At 38.4% G+C, this 23,818-nt stretch carries 18 protein-coding genes; 3 read left to right on the forward strand and 15 right to left on the reverse strand.

What is annotated here, in order from left to right; genetic code table 11:
• Positions 1–172 precede the first annotated feature (172 nt).
• The 7 genes from FZF09_RS05785 to FZF09_RS05815 are packed head-to-tail and all read right to left on the reverse strand — an operon-like array spanning position 173 to position 6,372.
• On the reverse strand, positions 173–592 hold the full coding sequence (locus FZF09_RS05785; protein WP_158735624.1) for a GlcG/HbpS family heme-binding protein: 420 nt from the start codon (positions 590–592) through the stop codon (positions 173–175).
• A 41-nt stretch (positions 593–633) separates the two neighbouring features.
• Positions 634–954, reverse strand: a complete 321-nt coding sequence (locus FZF09_RS05790) for a glycerol dehydratase reactivase beta/small subunit family protein (protein ID WP_158735625.1) — start codon at positions 952–954, stop codon at positions 634–636.
• Positions 947–2,788, reverse strand: a complete 1,842-nt coding sequence (locus tag FZF09_RS05795) for a diol dehydratase reactivase subunit alpha (protein ID WP_158735626.1) — start codon at positions 2,786–2,788, stop codon at positions 947–949. The genes FZF09_RS05790 and FZF09_RS05795 overlap by 8 nt, the downstream gene beginning before the upstream one ends.
• A 2-nt stretch (positions 2,789–2,790) precedes the next feature.
• Entirely contained in the window at positions 2,791–3,213 is a 423-nt protein-coding gene (locus FZF09_RS05800; protein WP_158735627.1) for a diol dehydratase small subunit, read from the reverse strand.
• 1 nt (position 3,214) lies between these two features.
• Positions 3,215–3,799: a propanediol/glycerol family dehydratase medium subunit gene (locus FZF09_RS05805; RefSeq protein ID WP_158735628.1), complete on the reverse strand. Its 585-nt coding sequence runs from the start codon at positions 3,797–3,799 to the stop codon at positions 3,215–3,217.
• Positions 3,800–3,820: 21 nt separating this feature from the next.
• Positions 3,821–5,506, reverse strand: a complete 1,686-nt coding sequence (locus FZF09_RS05810) for a propanediol/glycerol family dehydratase large subunit (protein WP_158735629.1) — start codon at positions 5,504–5,506, stop codon at positions 3,821–3,823.
• Between the two features lie 14 nt (positions 5,507–5,520).
• Complete coding sequence (locus tag FZF09_RS05815) at positions 5,521–6,372, reverse strand: MIP/aquaporin family protein (protein WP_158735701.1); 852 nt, start codon at positions 6,370–6,372, stop codon at positions 5,521–5,523.
• Positions 6,373–6,635: 263 nt separating this feature from the next.
• On the opposite strand from FZF09_RS05815, the gene FZF09_RS05820 reads away from it, so the two are divergent.
• A complete protein-coding gene (locus FZF09_RS05820) occupies positions 6,636–8,468 on the forward strand; it encodes an LTA synthase family protein (protein ID WP_158735630.1) in 1,833 nt (610 codons plus the stop codon).
• A gap of 760 nt (positions 8,469–9,228) precedes the next feature.
• Here the strand turns inward: FZF09_RS05820 and FZF09_RS05825 are convergent.
• The 7 genes from FZF09_RS05825 to argH all read right to left on the reverse strand — a co-directional run bounded on the left by FZF09_RS05825 (position 9,229) and on the right by argH (position 18,568).
• Positions 9,229–10,338, reverse strand: coding sequence for an acyltransferase family protein (locus tag FZF09_RS05825; RefSeq protein WP_158735631.1), 1,110 nt, complete (start codon positions 10,336–10,338; stop codon positions 9,229–9,231).
• 345 nt (positions 10,339–10,683) lie between these two features.
• Positions 10,684–11,841, reverse strand: coding sequence for an NAD(P)/FAD-dependent oxidoreductase (locus FZF09_RS05830; protein ID WP_158735632.1), 1,158 nt, complete (start codon positions 11,839–11,841; stop codon positions 10,684–10,686).
• Positions 11,842–11,905: 64 nt separating this feature from the next.
• Positions 11,906–12,970 (reverse strand): NAD/NADP-dependent octopine/nopaline dehydrogenase family protein, encoded by a 1,065-nt coding sequence (locus tag FZF09_RS05835; protein ID WP_158735633.1) that lies wholly within the window; start codon positions 12,968–12,970, stop codon positions 11,906–11,908.
• 54 nt (positions 12,971–13,024) lie between these two features.
• Positions 13,025–14,989 (reverse strand): TRAP transporter permease, encoded by a 1,965-nt coding sequence (locus tag FZF09_RS05840; RefSeq protein ID WP_158735634.1) that lies wholly within the window; start codon positions 14,987–14,989, stop codon positions 13,025–13,027.
• Between the two features lie 208 nt (positions 14,990–15,197).
• Positions 15,198–16,280, reverse strand: a complete 1,083-nt coding sequence (locus tag FZF09_RS05845; protein WP_158735635.1) for a TAXI family TRAP transporter solute-binding subunit — start codon at positions 16,278–16,280, stop codon at positions 15,198–15,200.
• Positions 16,281–16,354: 74 nt separating this feature from the next.
• Positions 16,355–17,053 carry a GntR family transcriptional regulator gene (locus FZF09_RS05850; protein ID WP_158735636.1) on the reverse strand — a complete coding sequence of 233 codons (699 nt, stop codon included), beginning with the start codon at positions 17,051–17,053 and terminating at the stop codon, positions 16,355–16,357.
• A gap of 15 nt (positions 17,054–17,068) precedes the next feature.
• Positions 17,069–18,568, reverse strand: coding sequence for an argininosuccinate lyase (gene argH, locus FZF09_RS05855; protein ID WP_158735637.1), 1,500 nt, complete (start codon positions 18,566–18,568; stop codon positions 17,069–17,071).
• Between the two features lie 956 nt (positions 18,569–19,524).
• Between argH and FZF09_RS05860 the strand changes: the two genes are divergently transcribed.
• Positions 19,525–20,787, forward strand: coding sequence for an L-lactate MFS transporter (locus tag FZF09_RS05860; protein ID WP_158735638.1), 1,263 nt, complete (start codon positions 19,525–19,527; stop codon positions 20,785–20,787).
• Between the two features lie 11 nt (positions 20,788–20,798).
• Here the strand turns inward: FZF09_RS05860 and FZF09_RS22975 are convergent, their stop codons facing one another.
• Positions 20,799–20,930 (reverse strand): hypothetical protein, encoded by a 132-nt coding sequence (locus tag FZF09_RS22975; RefSeq protein WP_255450377.1) that lies wholly within the window; start codon positions 20,928–20,930, stop codon positions 20,799–20,801.
• 361 nt (positions 20,931–21,291) lie between these two features.
• On the opposite strand from FZF09_RS22975, the gene FZF09_RS05865 reads away from it, so the two are divergent.
• Positions 21,292–23,679, forward strand: a complete 2,388-nt coding sequence (locus FZF09_RS05865; RefSeq protein ID WP_158735639.1) for an FdhF/YdeP family oxidoreductase — start codon at positions 21,292–21,294, stop codon at positions 23,677–23,679.
• Positions 23,680–23,818: the final 139 nt, after the last annotated feature.

Genomic DNA, 23,818 nt, shown 5'->3' on the forward strand with positions numbered 1-23,818 from the left:
CAAAAGATAACAAAGGGAATCTTAACTTCCACATTATTCGACTTGAAAGCATAAATGTCCTTCCCAATTTTATTAGAGTTGAGGAAGGACTTTACTTATTTCTATTTTATTGAAAAAAATGGTTAATATTAGAAGTAGTTTAAACTCCAAAACCAGCTTTCAATGTGATTGATTATTGATGCTGCAGCGAATGAAATAAAGACACTGCTGCCTGGGCCACTTCAATATCATCAGCCACCGCTCCGCCGCTTACACCAATGGCACCGACTATCTGTTCATTTACTTTTAGAGGGATTCCTCCCCCAAATAAAACGATTCTTCCATTATTGGTCGTATGAATACCAAACAACTCACCACCCGATTGGCTTAGATTTGATAAGGTCTCTGTCGGCATTTTTAATGCAGCCGAGGTCCACGCTTTATTAATAGAAATATCAATACTAGCTAAAAGAGCATCGTCCATTCGATGACTTGCTACAAAATTCCCTCCTTCATCGACTATAGCAATCACCATCGGAACTCCAATTTCTTCGGCTTTTTTTTCCGCTTCTTCAAGCAATCTTTTTGCGATAGATAAACTTAATTTGGTCATAAAAATCCTCCTTTTTTCTTGTGTAAAATAACCGTTTATATTTACTTCCGTCCTTTTTCCATTACCATTGGCAGCCCCTTTACAAGACGAGCTGCATTTTTTCCGATCGACCTTTCTAACCCCTTTTTTTCTTCCATGTATGGATTTTTTTCAGCAAGTTTGTCGTGGCAAATTTTATTGCTGTGCTCATCCATCATGATCTTTACATGAAGAGAAGAGGGGGGAGCATGTTCCACCCTTTTCATCTCTTTTAAAATATAAGGAACTCCCTCTTCTTCCAACCCGGCGCATATTTCTTTGAGCTCAAATGGATTCGTATTTTTTCGAAACAAAATAGGTATATAAACATTTTTATTAGCCATCAACAGCCTCCTCCTTCACCTTTGAAGAAAGCACCAACCCTGTCGCCACTGCATTACGAGGTCCTTGTGTTCCTCGTACATTTGCAAATCCCGCCACGATTCCATACTTTTGCAGTTCTTCGCTGATCATTTGGGGTATTTCAAAATCAAGAGCAGATCCTCCTAACATCACTACAAAAGAAATATGTCTTATGTTTCCTGTAGGAATTACTTGTTCCAACGATCTTTTGGCGTTTGTAACAAACACTTTTCTTTTTGCTTCACGGCGTATGGACCGAATTTTTTCAAGCGGCTCTTTCAATGGAAGCGGGGTCAGACCTCTTTCTTCTCGAATGACCACTCTGCCGAATGTTTGCGGTGGGTAGGGGGTCTCTGAAAAAATTATTGTCCCATCTTCTAGCTGCATGTGAAATAAACTTAGAATTTTTCCTAGCGGGAATTTTTTTATTTTTTCAGCCAATTCATGATCTTGAAGGGCTAACTCTGAGTTGATAAGCATAGTTACCATATCTCCTGCCCCGGCTAAATGAGCTGTGCGCCATTTACCTCTTCTATCCACTGTTGCTGCGTCCGTTGAACCTCCTCCCATGTCTAAGATTACAATGGGGTTCTCCGTTCCAGGTGTCGTTAATGCACCTGTAACAGCCATTTCAGCCTCTACACCGCCTACCTCTACTGGTACTTTTAATTTTTTTTCTAAATGTTCCGACACTTTATTAATGGAAACTTTTTCTGTTTTCACCATAGACGCCAATGCAACACCCGTTTCCATCGATACTTCGCCAGCCATCGCTCCGCTGATGGAAGTTGGAATCACTGCATCTACAGCAAGTATATCCGTAATGTAAATATCGCTCATGTGCTGACCGGTTAAATCTGCTAGATCCTGCACGAGTCCATTTAACATTCCACCTGCATTTGTGCCGGTTTCTCCCCTAATATCCACTAAGGTCCCTAGCTCTTTATACGAATCCATCATTTGTTTGGCACCATCATTAATAGCTACATTCACATGACTTGTCTCCCCGATAAGGGTGATGCTGCCTGCCTCAATTTGTCGTTCTACTATTTCCCCTTGTGGAGTTCTTATAACTACTGCAGATCGATTGCCAACTAAAGATTTTGCTACAGGTGCAATTTGTTTTGTTTCCTCTGGACTTAAATCAAATACCGTTGATAATCCATATGGATTACTGAGCATTCGAATAACATGTCCTGGCAGTGCAACCTCAACAGCTGCCATCATTCCGATAGGTACTTTTTCTATCATAGACACTTCATCTACAATGGGAATTTTCTTTTCTAACCGATTATGAATGAGCGTTCCATCGTCTTTTTGAACGACCGCGCCTGTAATCGATACGCCTCTTGAGAAAGCTTTATTAATTACATGTGCAACGATTTCATAATCATAGCTATCCGGAATGACTACTATATAATCAGTATTATCATTTAATTTTTGTTTCAATTCCTCTATTAATATGGTAGTACCAACACCTAATCCTACTCCTCCAGGAGTGTCGGGATTGTGTCCAATCATCGATGATTCCGTTATTACGGTTTCGCTGATCAAGTCCATCGTCAGATCCCCAATGACTGGAACTGCATGATTGATACGAATTAAGTTAATATCCAAAAGTTCAATATCAGCTTTTGAGGAAGCCGCTTTCAAACATTCTGACACCCCCTTCAAATTATCAACTGTTCCTTTTACTCCTGTGGTGGGCACCAGATGCTGGGATAAAAACTTTGTCTCTGATCGGCCGACTTTTGCAATCGCTATTTCAGTTGATGAGTTGCCAATATCTATTCCAGCTATGATTTCGTAACTCATATTTACCCCTCTTCTTGTCGTAGAATCCCCTTTCTTTCATACACTTCCGCTGCCTCCATGACTAACTTTGAGTTTTCTACAGCTCCATACTGCTGTTCCAATTCTTCAGCTGCCAAAAGTAATTCTTCCTTTGTTGAACGATAAGGTCTAAGAGAATTATAAATATCAAGTATTTTTTTATCTGATAACTGAATGAGCTCAGCTGCCCGTCTAAAATTTGTGCCTAATTGCATTCGGTTCAAACTTTCGGCAATTTCTGCCTGCATGAGTAATGTTTCAGGACTTATCCGCATGTCACTGCTCGAAATGTCTCCTTGTAATGCTGCTTCTAATGTTATTTGATCATAGGACTTTTTCGTAGGTGTATAAAGTAAATCTGCTCTTTTTTGTCCTAACGGATAATCTTTTCTCGTTAAGCTGCTCATTTTATTCCTCCTCTTTTACTGAGAACATCCATTCTAATTCCGTTGACCTTTTATTTTTCACCACATACTGTGCTTCTTTCAAATATAAAATTGCGGCAACTGCTTGATATCTCGGTCTCGCCATCTGATCATTAACTACCGGTACTGGGTCTACACTTTGCCCAAGAGCATATAGTGCCGCGTTCCGCCCTATTGCCCGATAGGTTTCAAGAGTAATTAATGGAGATTGCGGGAATAATTCAAAATTACTTAGAGGATCTAAATCTTTTTGGTGAATTACCGTTGTGCCCCTTGATTGCAACCCAATCCCAATACCTGATCCACTTAATTTTGCCGCTTCTAATCCCATAAACGCTAAATCAGCTGTCCGGTAACTGCGAATAACACGCGGAATTCCTCCTTGTTCCTCAATCCCAGAAATAATTTCTCTTAATACCATGGCATGGTCTATTTTTACAATCGTTTTATTTAATTGTTTGCCAAAACCAGGTGAAATGCCAATAACAACTTCTTGTGGGTTTGTTCCCTGTTCTGCTCTGTCTTGCTCTAGCAGTTCCATTTCAATGGAAAGCGTCCCGATTGACATTATTTTCCTCCTTTCTTGCTATTAATAATCACTTGGACTTATAGCTTGTCTAATATTTTTTATTTCTTCCCAACGCTCATCACTTAATCGATAACCTGTCCCTGGTCCCCTATAATCATTTTCATTGTTGACAGCGCTAATGACCGTGTTGTTAGCGTTTATTATTGCAGAAGTATGCAAATAATCTCCCGCCACCCTTTGTTTTAACATGTTAAAAATGCGTTCTGCGGTTTCTTGAAATCCGCGGCGTGCAAGAATTAAAGCTACATCAAATCCCGTAATTTCTTCTTCTAATATACGTTCTGCTGCTTTTAGATCCTCCACCACGTTTCGTTTTGGCATGTCTGAGCTGCCATTGGCATAAGTAGCTGCATTTATTTCCTCTTCTGTAATGGGAGGAAAATCCAGCTCTTCAAAAATGGCCTGCATTGCTTTTACGGCTTTATAACGAACTTCAATGACACTATCTTCATCAACAGGCTTTAATCCTCCATCCACCATCATGTCGCGCTGAATAACCAAATAATCATCTAGATCAGAAGAATCCATATTCGAACCTGCAAACATATCGTCATTATTTGGAACCGCACTATATCCTGAAAAAATAAAATCCGTACCTGGAAGCATTTGACAAAGCATTTTTGCACTGCGGCGAATTTCAGAGTGAGAGAACGTTTGGTCATTACCTGATGCCACTTCAAGATCAAACATTGTAGTGGCTAAGTTTTCAGCAAGAACTGCTCTAAGACCGCTAGGAACAGATGCCGGTATTCCTATACAGCTGATCGAACCGTTTTGTAATCCTTGAACTCCTGCACCTTTTGCCATCATAATGCAGCGAACTTCTAAATAAAGCATGGACTTCCCTTCTGCACCTGCCATTTGTACTTCTGAGCCGGTACCTGACGTGAACCGCATTTTCGCTCCGCGTGAAGCGTAAGCGGAGGCAAGAAACGATTTTGACCAAGGCGTATCATCTCCATCCATAAAAACGGAGTCTGTGCCATAAATAGAAATGGTTTCAGCATAAGTCGTTAATCCCAGCATAGTCAGGCGCAATTCCGTTGCTTCTTCCAAGGCATCCTGTGTTAATACACCATTTCTTGCCGTTTGTGAACCAACGAGAAGGGCAAGAGCATTAAAAGGGGCATAACGTACAATACCTACAGTAGTTTCTTGTTCGTCAAATCCAAGAAGCCCTGCTTCAGCTGCATCAGCTGCCATTAGAACAGGATTGTCACGTACATTCGTAACATGACATTGGTTAGAAGGTTTTTTCCTGGCTCTCATTTTTTGTAAGGCCATCATTAATTCAACCACATTTAAATGATTGAGAACTTCCACAACCTTCGCCGGAGTCATACCTTTTGTTATATTTAATATTTCAGTGCGAGAAACATTAATGTCTACTAATTTTTTTGATATGTCTAAACTGTCCATATCCATAATTTTCTCTGCGACACTTGCATCTATTGTATAGTCCGCAATAAATTGATCCATCATATCAAAATCTTCACGGCTTTTACCATCTAACTCTACAATTTCTCCTGCTTCTACTTTAATAGAAGGTAAAGGATCATTTGGACTTGACATCGCTACAAAACCTTTTTCAGGCCATTCTTGGACAAACCCGTCCTTATTAACCGGTCTGTCTTCAAGTACTTCAAAGCGTTTAGAACGTTTTACAGATGATGTAGAATTACTCATTATCCGTGCTCCTTTCAAACATTAGTTACATTAGTCTCCCTTTGTGGACTGCTTCTTGTCTCCATAATCTCTTTTACCTTTTCCCCTTGTTCAAGAGCTGGCAAATTTTTGCGGATAAGGAAGTCGTATGCAGCTCCTCCAATCACAGCGCCTATTAATGGAGCTATAACTGGCACTAAAAAATACCAATTTTGTGCTGGAAGAGCAACTTCCCCCCAACCTGCCAAGGCAGTAAATAGTTTTGGTCCAAAATCCCGCGCAGGGTTCATTGCAAATCCAGTCATACTGCCAAATGCCCCTCCTAATATAGCCACAAGAATTCCTACCGCAAGCGGGAATAAAAATTTCGGCGGAGCAAACACGTTACGTTCATCAATAAATGAAAAAATACCGGCAATCAACATGGCTGTTAAGCACATTTCCACTAACCCAGCACTAAACCAATTCAAATACACCGCTGGATAGGTTGAAAAGATACCAGCCATCTCTTGACTGTTTTCACCTCCGATTACGATACCGGTGGATTCTTGATAGGATACAAAGGCTGGATAATATAACCCAAAAACAAAGGCAGCACCTGTAAATGTTCCAGCAACTTGCGCACAAACATACGGAATAACTTTACTCCATGGAAAGCCTCGATATAAAGCCATGGATAAAGTTACTGCAGGATTAATATGGGCCCCTGAAATAGCTGCCGTCATGTACAGGGCCAATGAAATTCCCAGTCCCCATATAATAGAAATTTCCCACATGCCAAATTCACTGCCATTAAGAACTAGACTTGCAACACATCCGGCACCAATGAAAATAAGAATAAAACTTCCAATGAACTCTGCAATTAGCTCACCTTTTGATATAGAAATCTATACTACCTCCTTATTTCATTTCCTAAAAAACATTTAATATTTTTAGAATGTTAAAATTAATTATAGTGGTAATAAACACTTAATTCTCTAGAAAATAAATACTTAAGCTAGGATTATAAATACTTATAAAACGCTTAATAGCACTATTAAAACTAAATTGCCTAAATGTTAAATAACATATTACTTTTTTACTGCTTCATTATTAATTTTTTTTAGAAATGCAATATATGATTTGTTAAAATAAAAGAGAGGTGGAAACGATGAAATCCTTGTTTAATAGACAAATGTGGTTATATATTTTGCTTATATACTTGAAAACAATTTTAGTAACCCTTGTCTTATTTCAAACTGTGCCATCAACATGGTTTCAATGGTTTACTTTTATACTTAACCCGATTATTTTTCTATTTATCGTTTTTAGTTTTGGCTTATTTTTTAACCAAAAATGGCAGCACGTTTACTTTTTCATAATCAGTCTGTTCGTATCTATTGTCCTTTATTGCAATGCTGTTTATTATCGTGAATTTTCAGATTTGATCACTGTTCCTATGCTTGCTATGAGTGCAAATATGGGAGATTTAAGCACAAGTATCATTGAATTAATTCAATGGTATGACATCTTCTTATTTGCGGACTTATTGATCATTTTGTGGTTTTTAAGTACAAAATCGGTTCAATTAACCTTTCAAACGTTGGGATTTCGCCAATGGCGTGGAGCTGCAATTTTTATTGCTGTCTTTATGGTCTTCAGTACTTTCCTTTTGCAGACGGGATCTACCGAAAATGTGCGCCATTCTTTTGACCGGCAAAGATTAGTAAGCGCTTTAGGATTATACAATTATTATATCTATGACACGTTTATGTTAATGAAATCGCAGGCAAGCAGTACATTTGCAAAAGAAGAGGATTGGGAGCCGATCGACAAACATATCGAAAACCATGAAGTAAAGTCTAGTAAAGAATATTTCGGTGCAGCAGAAAATAGAAATATAGTTGTCATTTCACTAGAATCGTTCGAATCTTTTGTAATCGGTGACAAAGTAGATGGAAAAGAATTGACACCGAATTTAAATCAATTGATAGATGAAAGCTACTACTTTAAAAATTTCTTCCATCAAACAGGGCAAGGAAAAACATCAGACGCTGAGTTTTTAATTAATACATCCCTATACCCTGCAGGCAGCGGTGCCGTCTTTTTAAAGCACCCAGACAATAAAATCGAAGGTCTCCCAGAGATACTATCCTCTCATGGTTACAGTACAGCCAGCTTTCATGCAAACAATCGATCATTTTATAATCGTGAGGAGATGTATGATACGTTAGGGTACGATAGATACTTCTCTGAATCGTATTATGATATTAGTGAAAAAGAAGAAGTTGGCTGGGGGATGAAAGATGAAGCCTTTTTTGATCAGGCCATTGATCACTTACATGAATTAGACGAGCCGTTTTATGGAACATTTTTAACGTTAACCAACCACTTTCCATATGAATTAGAAGAAGAGGACCGCTTTATTGAACCATTGGATTCAGAAAGTGAAGTCTTAAACAATTACGTTTCTACCGTTCGATATACAGATGAAGCGATCGGTAAATTTATAGAGAAGTTAAAAGATAATAATATGTATGAAAATACAATGTTTGTCATCTATGGTGACCACTATGGCATTGCAGACAGTCACAATGATGCGATGGGTGAGTTTTTAAATAAAGATATTGATGCCTATGAAAATGCAAAGCTGCAAAGAGTACCCCTTATCATCCACATTCCAGGCATGGAAGGAAAGACGCTTGATGTTGTGTCAGGTCAAGTCGATGTAATGCCGACCATTTTAAACTTGCTAGGTATTTCGGTTGACGATTACACGATGTTTGGAAGAGATTTATTTTCTGAGGAACGAGAGGACTTTGTCGTTTTCCGTGATGGAAGTGTTGTTGACAGAGAGGTCATATACACAGCGGACACATGCTATGATCGAGAAAACGGTGAAGAGATTTCGATGGATCACTGTTATGATGCAGTGAATAAAGGAAACAATGAACTATACTATTCAGATCAAATTGTTTATGGTGACCTTTTCCGTTATCGTTAATAAGAAAAGCACAAGCGCCCTGGTCAGCCGCGACAGGTTCTGGAGCTTTCGCGCAGGGTCGCCTGCGGCCCGGAGTCGAAAGGGAAGACATAAGACGTTCAGCTAAAACCGTCACGTCCTGTGACAACGCTGAACTGACCCACATCGTGTGCGCCTGAGCGGCTGGGCGCTGAAGCTAAACATCAAAAACGCCAACTATTTATAATTTATTATCTTTTAAGAAAAGCGCAAGCGCCTTGCTCACGAGCGACAAGTCCTGGAGGATCGGCATATGGAAAGCTGACCATTGCTTTCCATTGACGAACCGAAGGAATCTCGAGCGATTAGGTGCTTGCGCTAGACATGTAAAACGCTAACTATTTATAATTTCTTACCTTTTTTAGAAAAACATGGCTTCTCGCCGAGTCCTTATGGCGAAAGCCCTCATTTGGCTTATACTTTGATCCTTTCACAAAGTTTCCTAAGGTAAAAGAAAAACTTGGCTTGCCTCCATGATCAAATGACGGCAAGCCTTTGTATTTTTCCTTATTACCCTTCATTTGTGGTCCTTTTGGTAAGCTAGTTTCGGCTCGTTATTCATAAAACGCGTCCAACTCTGTGATATATACCTTTTTTAAAGTAGATGCTGAGCCAATTCAATTTTCTTTTCCTTTTACATCTAATGCTGAAAAGTACACCACTGTATTCAGTGATGTACGGTAAGGAAAACTATGCTCTAAACAAAAAGAACAGGGCTTGTCCACGCTTACTAATCTCAAAATTAACTTTGAAGAGACTTTTGCTCATATGCCACGGTATAGGAGGGATTTGGTTTGTTTTTATACCCCGCACCTATTTTGCCTACAATATATTTTCCATATTTCCAATGATTCAGGTTATATATCGAAATAATTGAACACGTCGTACTGCCGAAAAATAATAGAAAAACGTAAGAAACACCCAGGGTTCCAGGGTAATAACCGTAGATAGCATCAAATAATAATAGATAAAAGAAATGTAGCAAATAGATCCCAAACGAATATTGACTGATATAAATGACAACGTTTGGTATTTGTTTTAAATAAGATGTGACATAAAGAATAAAAAAGCCAATAGCTGCTGTATGCAGCATCATATCGATTCGCTTCGAGCTATGAACGGTAAGGAATTCACTATGATATACATACAACAAGAAAGCAGTTGAAACAATCGGTGCAGCGATGACAGCCGCTTTGTATTTTTTTAAGCCGGCAATAAAACGTTCATAGTAAAGACCGCAGTAATATCCTAAGGAAAAATAGAAAATCCATCCTAAGAACGGAATCCAATAAAACCGTTCCCAAATGTATTCAGAGTAAAGGATATTGTATGGTTCTGTCATATTAAAAAATGCTAAATAACCAGCATTTAGCAGAAACGAAACGGTGATTATCACGCTGGGTTTTGCTCTTTTTAAATAATGATGAAAAAACAAATGAAGCAAGTAAAATTGAAAAATAATTAACACAAAATAACCATGAAAATCACCAATAAATGCATTTAAGAAAAATTTTACTGCCCAATCTTGAAAGGTTGATGCATAAGGTATCGAATAAAATAACGCCATACATAAAAACGGTATAAATATAAAAGTAAAACGCTTTCGAAGAAAATGTTTCGGTATGTTTTTCTTTCGATATGAATATGCGATAAGCAGCTCCGAAATAAATATAAACATAGGGGTTCCATAGTAAAGAATTACATTGATGGAGTCAAAAACAAGATATGTAAACGAACCGATCTCATATTTAATAGATTCCATCCCTATTTCGATAGCATGCAAAAAAACGATACTTAAGCAGGCGATACTTCTAAGTAAGAAAATTTCCTTAATGATTGTGTTATTTTTCACAGTACTTTCCACCCAATAAAATAGTTACTACCGGTCAATATAACGAAACACCGATTATTTGTTAATAAAATCTATAATATTATGATTTTTTACATATTTTAGCGACATTTTCACAAAACGCAAACACAAAGGATGTTAAACAACTTAAAAACAAAAAGGACGCTGTTCCTTAAGCGTCCTATAAACAAAAATATCTTTATGCTTATTTATTCGATGCAAACTTATTATCCATTCACATTGGGGCTGATCCATCAGTCGGACTAGCAAAAATTTTATTAATTTCAGCCGAAAATTCTTTTGGGACAGCCCCTTTTGCAGAGCGAAGTCGCAATCTAAAAGAAAATTTCAGCCGGGCGAATTGTGAATATGTTTTTTTATTGAAGGTACATGGTCAAAATGTCTATCAACCGTTAAACCTTTAATGGAGATAGAAGGTGTTTTTGATTGAGCCATTTCGGCTAACACTTGTCCAACTGCTGGTGATAAGGTAAATCCATGGCCGCTGAAACCTGCAGCTAATAAATATCCACTAACGTTTGGCATAGCTCCCAAAATAGGAATATCATCTACACAATGGCCTTCTACTCCGTGATAAACAAAATCCACCTGATAGTCTTTCATTGACGGAATAATTGATTCCGCTGTCTTACGCTGCCTGAAAAGACTTTCTTCATTAAATATCCCTGTATAACGATCTGGTCCCTTCTTGGCAGCATAACCTCCCCCTGCTCGGATTCGGCCATCTATTGTTTGCTTAAGTGAAATACGTTGGCCGTGAACACTTATAACCGGGCCTTTTAAAATAGGAGGAGCAGCAAAAGTGGCTGACATTTGATGGCAATACGGTTTTATAGGCAGTGATAAACTTAAGGTGTTGTGAAGAGCTGGGGCCCAGGCTCCAGCTGCGTTAATTACTAAGCCACAATGTATATTTCCTTCACTTGTTTGAACTCCTGTAACTTTCCCGCTCTTTTTAATGATGGAATATACTTCTACACCTTTTTTAAATGTTGCCCCTAGTCGTCGAGCTGCTTCAGAAAAAGCAACTGTAGTGAGCAACACATTTGCATGTCCTCCACTCGGATAGTAGATGCCACTAAGGAATTCAGACGAGAGTCCGGGAATTAAATGTTGTAATCTATTATGGTTAACAATCTCATATTGTATCTTATGTGCATCGTTTTTCTTTTCTTGATTTTTCAATTCTTCAAGAGAGGTTGAATGATCATACAACATGATTTGTCCAGTTGGGCTATATTCCAAATCAGCATCTAATTCTTCCTCTAACGATTTCCAGCGTGTGATACTAGCTTTAGCTAAGGGGAACTCTCTAACATCTCGATTATTTAACCTAACCCCGCCAGCTGAGGCTCGCGATGCAGCTCCTTGATTAGCTATACTGCCTTTTTCTAGCTGCATAACTTTCACCCCATCACGGGCTAAATGATAAGTAATCGATGAGCCGATAACTCCTCCACCTATAACGACTATTTCTGGTAACATGCTGAAAACTCCCTATTCTAAAAGCAAGTAACTTTTTTTTCAAATAATAAATCATTCTGTTGCATTAGTAATTTAAATATTCAACAATTTCTCCTCTCGTTACATTACCGAGCCCTAATTTTTCCATATTTATTCCTTTGGATCTTAATTCCTCATTCACAGCCACCTCAGCTAAATCTATGAGTAAGTCAATACAAGGCGTTTCAACATCTAATGCTTTACCCAATTCAGACATCGGTACTAAGCCATACGGTATATCTTCATAAATATAGCGGTATTTTAAGGTGGTAGGTGCTTTACCTCTCTGATAAGCTTTATTTTTATTTATCCCATCATATAACGTTTTTTCGTTAACGTTATAAAAACGATGAAGCAATTCCAAAGCTGAGGCCAATTCCACTCCAATGGCTTTTCCTAACATTAACCGTTCTTGGTCCACTTTTTCTATTACATTTACAACAGAAGGGGTGGCTCCCTCTGGGTAAAAATAGAAGTCTCCTTCAGATTCTATTCGTCCAGCATTCATAAGTGTAATAGGGGTATGAAATATAGGATTAACATTGTTTAAAGTTGTGTTAAGTATGCTTTTTTGCGGTGTCAATTGGGGATAGACACTTTCCAATCTTTTCTTTACTTCATACACATCTTCTGAAGGGTATGTTGCAAATTCCAGCTGCTGCTTGATGCTCCGGACATTAACATATCCGGGTCTCATGTACCTGCATGTGTATATTAACGATTCCGTTTCCGCTATAAAAATCCTCTTGTTATTCTCGTATTGTTCTAACACTTGTGAAAACTCGAGCGCTCCCCAATATCCTGGAAAAATTAAAACAATCTGGTTGTCTTGAATAAAAGGAGCAATAGATTTAGCTACTCTTTCGTGAGCATTAGCGTTCGTTGTACACATTATCACTTCTGCACCTTCAAGGGCTTGCTGTATATTTGTAGTAGCTTCAATAGGAACGAACCCATTAATCACTCCTTCACATTGAATTCCTCCTAATTCATTTAAGTCTGAAACCAGTTTCTTGTTAATATCATATAAACTGACAAGGTGGCCCTCCATCGTTAAATGTGCAGCCATTGTTTGTCCACCATTACCTGCCCCTATGATTGCAATATTCATGCTAATTCCTCCTATTTTTTAATCACAAACTGCAGCTTAATCATTTTCTCCTGCTCATAAAGCAGCAGATTCTTCTTGTTTTTCTATCGTTTTTTGTTTAAAAATAGTAAACCTTAAGACGTAACTTATAAAGATTAACAACAAGCCTATAGAATCACTTAGTAAACCTGGCTTTATTAAGATCAAAGCGGAAGAAAATAAAAGAATTTGAATTATTAAGTTTGTACTTTGCCCCCAAAACCATCTTTGCAGGGCACACCCTAAAGCAAAGACACCAATCAATGATGAAACAATAGAGACCATAATATTTAGTGGCGAGCCTATGCCAAGCAATGAAGGACCATATACAAACATGTAAGGTATGATAAATGCGACTAAGCCCAATTTCATTGCAGTGAAAGCTACTTCCATAGGTTTAGCCCTGGAAATACCCGCTCCAGCATAAGCAGCCAAAGCTATAGGAGGGGTGATAGCTGACAAACAAGCAAAATAAAATACGAACATATGGGATATTAGATGATCAACACCTAATTCAACTAACGCAGGTGCGACTACTGCTGCAGTTATTAAATAAGCGGCCGTAGTCGGGAGCCCCATACCTAGAATGATACTTGCGATCATTGTTAATATTAAGGCTAATGGGAGCATGTCTCCTGCCCATGAGATTATTAAACTAGCAAATTTCAACCCACTTCCAGTTAAATTCAAAACTCCGATAATAATCCCTGCTGTTGCACAAGCAGCAATCATTTGCAGTGCATTTTGTGCACCTTTAGAAAGGGCTTCGAGTATTTTACTTAAACCCATTCTTGATTCTTTTTTAAAAAGAGTAACGACAAGTGTAGAAAGTATAGCCAATAGAGCAGCTCTTATCGGGCTTGCTTGTAAAACGGCGAGAACAAAAATTAATACAAACAACGGTACAATCAAATGAGCATTTTTTAGAACTTGTGTTAATCTCGGCAATTGTGAGCCTGGTAATCCTTTAAGCCCCTTTTTAGCCGCTTCTAAGTCAACAATTAATAAAACAGACGTGAAATACAAGAGGGCTGGAATTATTGCAGCAGTCATAACAGTTAAATACGGGACGCCTACTAGCATCGCCATTATAAATGCTGCTGACCCTAAGATTGGAGGCATAATTTGCCCGCCTGTTGAAGCAACAGCTTCAACAGCCCCGGCAAATTTAGGTTTGTACCCAATTTTCTTCATTAAAGGAATCGTAAAAGCACCCGATGAAACGACATTTGCTACTGAATTTCCTGTAACAGTTCCAAATAGAGAACTAGCCACTACAGATGTCTTTGCCGGTCCTCCTCTTGCCTTTCCTGTAACACTCATTGCAAAATCAATAAAAAACTTTCCTGCTCCTGATACTTGAATAAAAGCACTAAAAACGATAAACAGAAAAACAAAGTTAGCAGAAGCTGCTAAAGGAACGCTAAATATAGCATCTAATCCTTTTAGATAGCTGATAATTCGCTCCCAGCTGTATCCACGATGACCTAACACACCAGGAATATGCTCTCCAAATCTTGCATATAAAATAAAAACTATGGCAATAAGTGGTAAAAGAATTCCACAAGTACGTCGAGTAATCTCTAAAACAATGGCTAAAATCGTAATGCCAACTACAATATCCCAATTTGTTGGAGTAATTCCAATTCGGTAAATAAGCTCATCCATGTTTATTACAAGATAAGAAACCACAAGAACCATTAATATACTTAAACCAAAATCAATATAAGGAATCTTCGATTGCTGATTACCTTTTTTGGTTAGGGGATATAATAACAAAATTAATACGGCTCCCATTCCAAGATGAATAGAATAGAAAATCCAGGGAGAGAGAGGACTGAATCCCAATGTATATATATGAAACAATGACATGAAAATAGCAATAGAAACGACAAGATAATGGGAAACTCCTGTTAAATTTCTTGTGTTACTTTCATTTTCTTCTTCTTTATTTTTAAGCTCTGTGTCCTCAATTTTTAAATTGTTCTTATACTCATCCATAATGTTGAATATCCCCCTTTTGAGGAATTTCTATTATTTGTACTTTCGTTATAATTTTTCTTTCTATTTTTGTATCTGCCTTGTTCTAAGAATTAGGGATAAATATTTACTAAATGGTGGTATTGAGTAAGAAAGAGACCCTTTCTCACATTTTATGGGTCTCTTTTTTACTCTAAAGGTTCCTTAGAATAGTATATTTTTTCTTTCCCTATTTTTCTTCAGGCGGAATTAATTCATCAGGAATATCAATTCCTTCTTCTTGATAATATCTATAAGCTCCAGGGTGAAGGGGCATACTGCTATGAACGATGTTTTCTGCTAGTGTATCTTTTGCAGAAGGATCAACATTAATTAATTCTTCTTGGTTTTCAAATGTTGTTTTGACAAGATCATAGACTAAATCGTCAGACAAGTCTTTAGAAGCAACTGCAAAGTTCCAAAAAGCAATATGAGTAATATCTTCTTCTAAATCTTTATAAGTGTCAGCTGCAATATCTAACGTCGACCAGAATGGATATTCTTCAAGTAAGGCATCTATTTCCTCATCATTCAATTCAATGTGCCTGACATTATGTGTTGTTTCTAAATCCAGCATGAAAGGTCCTGGCACTCCAGTTACAGCAAAACCAGCATCTACTATTCCATCTTTAAGATTATCTACAGCGTCATTTGTTGGCAAAGAACTTACTTTATTTGGCTCAACATCTAATGTGTCAAGTACAATTTTTCCAGCTTGATCACTTGTACTTCCTGGAGCACCTACACTAATATGTTGGCCTGCAAAGTCACCAATGGAATCTATCGGATTATCCTCTAGCGTATATAAGTAGAGAACACTTGGGTACATCGGAAAAATAGCTCCAAAGTTTTCATATTTATCTTCTGTCCAGCCTATCCCCTCATGAGCTTCACCCCCAAGCCATGAGGTTACAAACCCTAATTCCATTTCCTTTTCTTCTATTAACTGTATATTGGTAGTAGGACCTCCTGTTACTTCTACACCTATGTCTGCCTCTGGGACATTTTCATTCATGATATCAGCCCATCCACCACCCCAAACATAGTAAGTTCCTCCTTGGCTGGATGTTCCTAACAATAACTTTTGTTCTTCAACATCTCCTGCACTTTCATTATTTTCCGCTGCATCATCTTCTTCTGATGCACTGTCATCACCTGAAGTTGCCTCATTGTTCTCGCTTACTGACTCTTCTGGCTCATAACCACATGCCGCCCCTATAACCATCATCATGAGAATAGTTATAATAAGACTCCAAAAAGTTTTCTTTCTCATCCACTATCAACCTTTCTTAATTTTTAGAATAAAATTAATATTTCAAAAATTATAGCGCTATCTCAAACCAAGAATTATCTTGATTTAAGATAAATACGACACCTGTCTCCGCGAATAATACTTTCTGTAAAAACAACTGGCTGATTTGTCATATCTTTCCCTAGTCTAGTCAGCTTTAAAGCAGGAGTCATAGGTTGAACTTCTAACTTGCTTGCTTCGTATTCTTCTAAAATAATTGGTTCTATATAGTTCTCAGCTTTTACAATGTCTATCCCGTATTCGTCAGATAATAAATCATATAACCTGCCTTCAAAATTGTTATTTTCAAAGTTAGGCACTAAATCAGAAGTGATATAGGATTTTTCTAAGGCTGCAGGCTCTTCATTAAACAGTCTTATTCTAAATAATTCATATACCTTCTGGTCGGATTGAATTTCGAGTAACTCGTTGATAGACGGCAAGCATTCCATTTCTTTGTTTCTAATCAACTTGTGCTGAGTACCTAAATCTTGAGGGAAATAGAAGTTGATAAAATCGGCATCAAGCTTCGGTTTAGCAACAAAAGTTCCTCTCCCTTGTTTACGGTATAACGCCCCCTCCCTTACTAGCGTTAATATAGCTTGTCTAACTGTCGACCTACTTAAGTTGTATTGTTTAGCTAAATCAATCTCATTTGGTATTCGGTCATCGACTCCCCAAACACCATTATTAATTTTTTCTTTAATTATTTCTTTTAATTGGTAGTACAATGGAATCCCGTTATTTTCATTCATTACACTTGACTCTCCTTAAATTTCCTCTCTTTGCCCCAATAATGCTTGAGTTTTATTTAATAGAATGTATCCTTCTTCTATTTGGTTGATCTTCATCCAATACGTTCTCTGATCTTGATTCACTTTTTCTTCTAATTGTTCAAGCTGTCGTTTAACTTCTTCTGGAGAAGGTCCACCTTTTGTATTTTTTCCTGCTACATTGTGAGCAGGATCTAATGCCATTTCAATTAATTCGGTTGTAATTTTTGTTTCTCGTCCCACGCTTTCATAAAAAACTTCTTTTAATAATGTTTCATTTGCATCACTAGAGTAATTGCCTTGCCGTATCTTTTCAGCAACAAACCGAGCTACTATCGTATGTGCCATTCTAAATGATAATCCTTCCGTTCTTACAAGCACATTAGCCAATTCAGTAACAGTAGCAAAATTAGTGTTAAATCGAGCACTTAATTTTTCTTTATTAACAGTTATTGATTCAACAGCTGCTTTCATTAACACTAACGCAGTTTCTGTTTCGTTTACAGCATCCCAGAAAAATTTAATTACTTCAACACTACTTTCCCGTGTGTGTGTAAACGGAATATTTTTCAAAGCGCTGGAAGCAGAAATATAAGCTCCCTGCACGTGGGCTGCTTTAGCTTTAATATGTTCTAGGATAATCGGATTTTTTTTCTGCGGCATAATACTGCTAACTGCAGCTACTGAATCATCCAGTTCAATGATTGAGAATTCATCTGTAGACCATATATACAAATCATGACTAAAACGGCTTAAAGTAATTAACGAAATGTTTAGAGATGATAGTATTTCTAATACATAATCCCTTGATGCTACTCCATCCATTGAATTATTCATTATATCATCGAATCCTAGCATCTCAGCTGTTCTTTCTCTATTTATAGGAAAGGACGTCGAAGCAAAAGCAGCTGACCCCAGCGGGCATAAATTGAGGTGGCGATAGGCTTTAACTAAGCGAAAAAAGTCTCGTTCCAAAGAAAATAATATTCCGGACAGATAATGGGCTAAGGTCACGGGTTCAGCAGGCTGCATATGGGTGTATCCAGTCATAACCATGTCTAGGTTTTTGTACGCTTTATCCAAAAGTTCCTGTCTTAGCTCATTTAATGTTTTTAGTATATCCAATATTCTTTCTCGAGTGTTCATTCGAGTCACAGTAGAATACAGGTCATTTCGGCTGCGTCCAGTGTGCAGACGCCCTCCTACTTCTACCCCTATTTCATCTACTATATACTTTTCCATATTAAAATAAAGTTCCTCAAGCGCAGGATCAACTGTTAAAACGTTTGGTCCTGATTTTTCCATATATTGAAGTGTTTGTAAAATCTGTGCTCCATCGCTGCTATTTACTATCTTTTCTTCCATAAGCATGAGAAGATGAGCCTTGCTTGCTGTGATCATGTTATAAAAGGAACGTTTTAAATCTTTCTGAATAGCAGGTTTAAAAATATGTTCAAGCATTTCTTTTGATGGACCAGTTTTCAGCCTTTCCCTCATATATCATTCACCCTTTTATAATTTTGTTTATTTTTTGTAGGGTTAATCTAAAGTTCATACATTAGTTTGTTCGTACATACGTATGTTTGAACTTTGTTGAATTAATAATAACACAGTTGGAACAAAAATCAAATGAATTTTTAAAAAATTCGTTAAATTATAAATAATCAACTTATGTGATTTATTTCTTTAGCACTTGTACTGCAACAATGCCTGCATACATTATATGGAGTTACGCCCGTCCTATAGACACATGTGCATTAAGAAAGCAGATAGATCATCCCAAAATCCTAATAATAAACTAGAGGCATCTAGGGAAAACGTGTTTTTTTGAAAGAATACGCCCTTGACTAGTCCTTCTTCCATTCAAATCATATATTAAACTATGCTCACAATAATAAGCATTATGAACAAGACAACAATGAATCAAAATGTTAGATAAATTACCTTCTAATGTGGATTGCCGCATTTCTTTAAAATTCCTGTTGTGAGAAAAGCACAACAGGTTCTTTATGTCATTTGTTTTTCTGAAACAGACTATTCCGCTAAGGATGTTTTTTACAGGATGCACAACGGCAACCATGGAAAACATATTGCTTTGGTGCGGTGCCACTGAAAATTATTTCGAATAGAATCGAAATTACCTTTCCTACTCTTCACAGGCTTCCTTTAGAAATGATATTTATAGATTCACTGTAAATAATATTGATTTTTCACTTATAATAAGGTAGAATGCAACGTGTTCATAACTTTGTAACAATTATGATACGAGGCAGCGATCCTGTTTTCGGTTATAATTCGTGTATACATAATTTAAAAGATTGAACGTTGGTAAAAAGTAGCGTTCCTGCTCTATACTAACCGTCGCTTTTTTTTGGTGATCGAAGATTTCTTTGAAACGATCATTACTCCAAAAGAAGGCGGCGGTTTTTTTGAACAAAAAGGAGTGAACAACCATGGAAAAAGTAAAAAATCGTTGGCTTATTGCCTTATCAGCCGTTGGCATCCACCTCTCTATTGGTTCTGTCTATGCCTGGAGTAATTTTACTCAGCCATTAACAGAGCAATATGGATGGTCGGACAGCCAAGTGCAGTTAACCTTTAGTTTAGCTATCTTATTTTTAGGATTATCTGCTGCTTTTATGGGACATTTTGTGGAAAAATACGGTCCTAAAGCTGCAGGGTTAGTAGCTGCTGCCTTTTTCGGCGTTGGTGTTGCTGGTTCAGGTGTGGCAGTAATTATGGAATCTCTAACACTTCTGTATTTCTTTTACGGGGCACTCGGGGGAATCGGTCTTGGTGTTGGATATATTGCGCCGGTATCCACGTTAGTTAAGTGGTTTCCCGACCGAAGAGGTTTAGCAACAGGGCTTGCCATTATGGGATTTGGGTTTGCAGCAGCTATCGCCAGCCCGATTATGGACGCTTTGATTCAATCAACAGGAATTGCGAATACTTTTTTCATATTGGGAATCTCTTATTTCATGATTATGCTGTTATCCTCCCTTTATCTTGAAAAACCTCCTAAAGGCTGGCTGCCAGAAGGATTTAATGAAAAAGCAAGTACGTCTAAAATGAAAGTAAATGAAGATTTAGCTCAATTAACAGCAAACGAAGCCGTTAAAACAAAGCGTTTTTATTTTCTATGGTTGATGCTTTTCATCAATGTGACGTGCGGTATTGCGGTTATCTCTGCGATGAAGCCATTAGCCATTGAAAGCGTTGGATTAACAGCAGGTGCAGCCGCCGCTTTAGTTGGAGTATTAGGCATTGCGAATGGGCTTGGCCGTATCGGCTGGGCTGCTGTTTCAGACTACATCGGCAGACCAAATACATATACAACCTTCTTCGTACTGCAAATCCCTATCTTTTTCTTCTTGCCTTCCATTACACATCAAGTCGTGTATGCGGTGATGGTTGTCATTGTATATGCCTGTTATGGAGGCGGTTTCGCTTCTGTTCCAGCGTATATAGGAGACATTTTCGGAACAAAGCAGCTCGGAGCGATTCATGGGTATATTTTAACTGCCTGGTCCGCAGCCGGCTTAGCAGGTCCTATGTTTGCAGCCTGGATGAAAGATACAACGGGAAGTTATGCAGCCAGTTTAAATTTCTTCAGCGGATTATTTATTTTAGCACTCATTATTTCTATCTTGACTCGATTAGATATTAAAAAGATTAAAAAAGAAAAAGAGTCGAAGGAGAAACTAGTAAGCTAATCGAAATCTGTTTATATAAGAAAAGCGCAAGCGCCTTGCTTACGAGCGACAAGTCCTGGAGGGGCGGCATATGGAAAGCTGATATTTGCTTTCCATTGACGAACCGAAGGAATCTCGAGCGAGTAGGCGCTTATGCTAGACATGTAAAACGCCAAATATTTATTATTTCTTACCTTTTTAGAAAAACTTGGCTTATCGCCAAGTCCTTAATGGCGAAAGTCCTTAGTTTTTCTTATACTTTGATCCTTTAACAAAGTTAAACTTTCCTAAAGTATAATGAAGAGGATGACACCTTAGCAGCGCTCCTGTTTAAGGCTCCCCGTTAACTGTCTTAGATCTATCGAACCATAAATCTTATTAAAGGTTGGTACTTGACAGCGGCCCTGTTAAAGACTCAACCACCGTTATATTTTTCAAGCAAGAAAGATGGCGGTGGTTTATTCTAACCTTTCGGCAAAGAATTGCGTATGGAAACATAGTATTTTCATAAAGGAGCTGATTCGAATGAGTAATGTAACGAAAAAAGATCCTAAAAAAGGAACTTTACATAGTGGTCCTACCAGCATTTCAAAAATCCCCGCTCCCAAACATTGGGTAAGCCCTGTTCCGTTTGGTTTAGGAAAAATTAAACCAAAACATATTCGTGACACCATGAAGGTAGCTTGGGAAAATAAAGACAACTTAAAATACGCCACAAACATTCTCACAAAAGGGGTTTGTGACGGCTGCGCGCTCGGTGTTTCCGGTTTGTATGACCAAACATTAAAAGGACCGCATATTTGCACGACCCGCTTGAATGTCTTGCGTTTAAGCACGATGCCGCCTTTAAAAGAAGAGATTGTCCATCAGGATGTCGATAAACTGCGGCAATATTCAAGCGCAGAGCTTCGTAAAATGGGACGCATCCCCTATCCATTAATCCGCCGCAAAGGGGAAAATAAATTTTCTCGCATCAGCTGGGATGATGCGATGGATATGATTGCTCAGAAAATGCAAACATTAGACCCAAAACAATATGCTTTTTACCTTACTTCAAGAGGGATCACAAATGAATCCTATTATACTGCAGGCAAAGTTGCACGCTTTTTAGGGACAAACCATGTCGATAACGCATCCCGTATTTGTCACTCTCCATCAAAAACAGCTTTGAAGCGTTCGGTTGGAATCGGGGCCTCCAGCTGTACGTACAAAGACTGGATCGGAACGGACGTCCTTGTATTCTGGGGAAGCGTCGCATCAAACGCTTCACCGGTATCTACCAAGTATATGTTAGCTGCTAAGAAAAAAGGAACGAAAATTATTGTTATTAATCCGTACAAAGAACCGGCCATGGATAAATATTGGGTTCCGTCCAATGCCGAATCCGCATTGTTTGGCACACAGGTTGCTGATGATTTCTACCAGGTGAATATTGGCGGCGACATTGCTTTTATGCATGGAATCATGAAGCACTGGTTTGAAATGGAAGAAGAGCAGTACGGTTCTGCTATTAACCATGAATTTGTACAAAATCATGTTAATGGCTATGAAGAGTTAAAAGCAAAAGTCGATGAACTTTCATGGGAGGACATCATTCACTCATCCGGTATGCCAAAAGAAAGAATTCGAGAATTAGCTGAATTACTAGCTAACAGTAAAAATGCTGTATTTGCCTGGGCTTTAGGGTTAACAATGCATTCCTTTGCAACAGATAACATTTCCCAAGTAGCCAACCTTGCCCTCTTAAGAGGGTATCTCGGCCGTGAACATGCCGGTTTAATGCCATTTCGCGGGCACTCTAGTGTACAAGGCACAGGCGAAATGGGAGCCGATCCATTTGTTCTCCCTGGCGGCGGCTGGGATGAGGACAATGTAAAACGGATCGAAGAATTATGGGGTTTTGATCTTCCTAAATGGCAAGGAGACATTGTAGGGGTTAACCTTGAACATGCAGCACTTCCTGATGACCATGAGAAAAAGCTGAAACTCTACTATATGAGCGGCGGTAACTTTTTAGAAACGATGCCAAACCCAGAATTTATCGAAAAAGCTCTCTCAGAAGTAGACATTCGCGTCCATCAAGATATTATACTGAATACCTCGACGCTAGTAGACGCTAAAGAAGCGGTAATTGTTCTTCCAGCAAAAACGCGCTTCGAACAAGAAGGTGGCGGTACGTCAACGTCAACGGAACGTATGGTTTATTTCTCGCCTGAAATTGAAGGAAACAAGCAGCCGGTCGAAGAAGCTCGGGCTGAATGGAAAATTTATGTAGAACTTGCAAAACGAGTGAAGCCTGAAACAGCGCACCTTGTAAACTTTGAAACAGCCCAGGAGATTCGAGACGAAATTGCCAAAGCAAACCCTGATTACGACGGGATTCAGCACCTGAAAAAACAAGGAGATGTTTTCCAATGGGGCGGCGCCTGGTTATGTGAAGACGGTGAATGTCCAACGCCGGACGGCCGCGGGAACTTAATTCCGATTGACATACCAAACCTTGAAAAGCCAGAAGGTACATTTTATGTAACCACAAGACGCGGCAAGCAGTTTAACTCCATGGTATTTAAGGAAAATGATCCGTTCAATAATGCTGGACGATATGACGTCCTTATGAATTCAAAAGATGCGAACACTTTAAATATAGTGGAAGGAGAAGGAATCGTTGTGTACAATCAGCATGGCGTTTTCCAGGGCAAAGCGCTCTTTACAGATATTGCACGCGGAAACATAGGACTCCATTTCCCTGAAGGTAACTTCCTCATTCCTAAAGGTATCTATGACAGTCCTTCAGGCATTCCACAATACAGTGTTGCTGTTAAAATAGAAAAAGCAGAACGATTTAATGCTAGAAAAGACATCGACTATCTAGAGAAAAAACTAGAAGATGATGAAATCGATGCACCTGTCTAGCCATCATTAATGACAAAAGGGCTGTTCCATAAGTCGATAAAACCGGCTCATTGGGGCAGCCTTTTGGGTGTGACTTAACAAATGATTAGAGGAATATTAGCATTTCTTCGAGATTTCATGAGAAAAGCTCTGTGGAGTT

The sequence above is a fragment of the Alteribacillus sp. YIM 98480 genome (assembly GCF_009765375.1).
In the GTDB taxonomy this organism is placed as follows: domain Bacteria; phylum Bacillota; class Bacilli; order Bacillales; family Marinococcaceae; genus Alteribacillus.

Excerpts from the sequence above, each read along its gene's own strand:
- FZF09_RS05820 (WP_158735630.1), top strand. The coding sequence starts at position 6,636 with ATGAAATCCTTGTTTAATAGACAAATGTGGTTATATATTTTGCTTATA.
- argH (WP_158735637.1), bottom strand. The coding sequence starts at position 18,568 with ATGAGGGAAAGGCTGAAAACTGGTCCATCAAAAGAAATGCTTGAACAT.
- FZF09_RS05865 (WP_158735639.1), top strand. The coding sequence starts at position 21,292 with ATGAGTAATGTAACGAAAAAAGATCCTAAAAAAGGAACTTTACATAGT.
- FZF09_RS05840 (WP_158735634.1), bottom strand. The coding sequence starts at position 14,989 with ATGGATGAGTATAAGAACAATTTAAAAATTGAGGACACAGAGCTTAAA.
- FZF09_RS22975 (WP_255450377.1), bottom strand. The coding sequence starts at position 20,930 with ATGTCTAGCATAAGCGCCTACTCGCTCGAGATTCCTTCGGTTCGTCAA.
- FZF09_RS05795 (WP_158735626.1), bottom strand. The coding sequence starts at position 2,788 with ATGAGTTACGAAATCATAGCTGGAATAGATATTGGCAACTCATCAACT.
- FZF09_RS05850 (WP_158735636.1), bottom strand. The coding sequence starts at position 17,053 with ATGAATGAAAATAACGGGATTCCATTGTACTACCAATTAAAAGAAATA.
- FZF09_RS05810 (WP_158735629.1), bottom strand. The coding sequence starts at position 5,506 with ATGAGTAATTCTACATCATCTGTAAAACGTTCTAAACGCTTTGAAGTA.
- FZF09_RS05835 (WP_158735633.1), bottom strand. The coding sequence starts at position 12,970 with ATGAATATTGCAATCATAGGGGCAGGTAATGGTGGACAAACAATGGCT.
- FZF09_RS05790 (WP_158735625.1), bottom strand. The coding sequence starts at position 954 with ATGGCTAATAAAAATGTTTATATACCTATTTTGTTTCGAAAAAATACG.
- FZF09_RS05845 (WP_158735635.1), bottom strand. The coding sequence starts at position 16,280 with ATGAGAAAGAAAACTTTTTGGAGTCTTATTATAACTATTCTCATGATG.
- FZF09_RS05785 (WP_158735624.1), bottom strand. The coding sequence starts at position 592 with ATGACCAAATTAAGTTTATCTATCGCAAAAAGATTGCTTGAAGAAGCG.
- FZF09_RS05860 (WP_158735638.1), top strand. The coding sequence starts at position 19,525 with ATGGAAAAAGTAAAAAATCGTTGGCTTATTGCCTTATCAGCCGTTGGC.
- FZF09_RS05830 (WP_158735632.1), bottom strand. The coding sequence starts at position 11,841 with ATGTTACCAGAAATAGTCGTTATAGGTGGAGGAGTTATCGGCTCATCG.
- FZF09_RS05800 (WP_158735627.1), bottom strand. The coding sequence starts at position 3,213 with ATGAGCAGCTTAACGAGAAAAGATTATCCGTTAGGACAAAAAAGAGCA.
- FZF09_RS05805 (WP_158735628.1), bottom strand. The coding sequence starts at position 3,799 with ATGTCAATCGGGACGCTTTCCATTGAAATGGAACTGCTAGAGCAAGAC.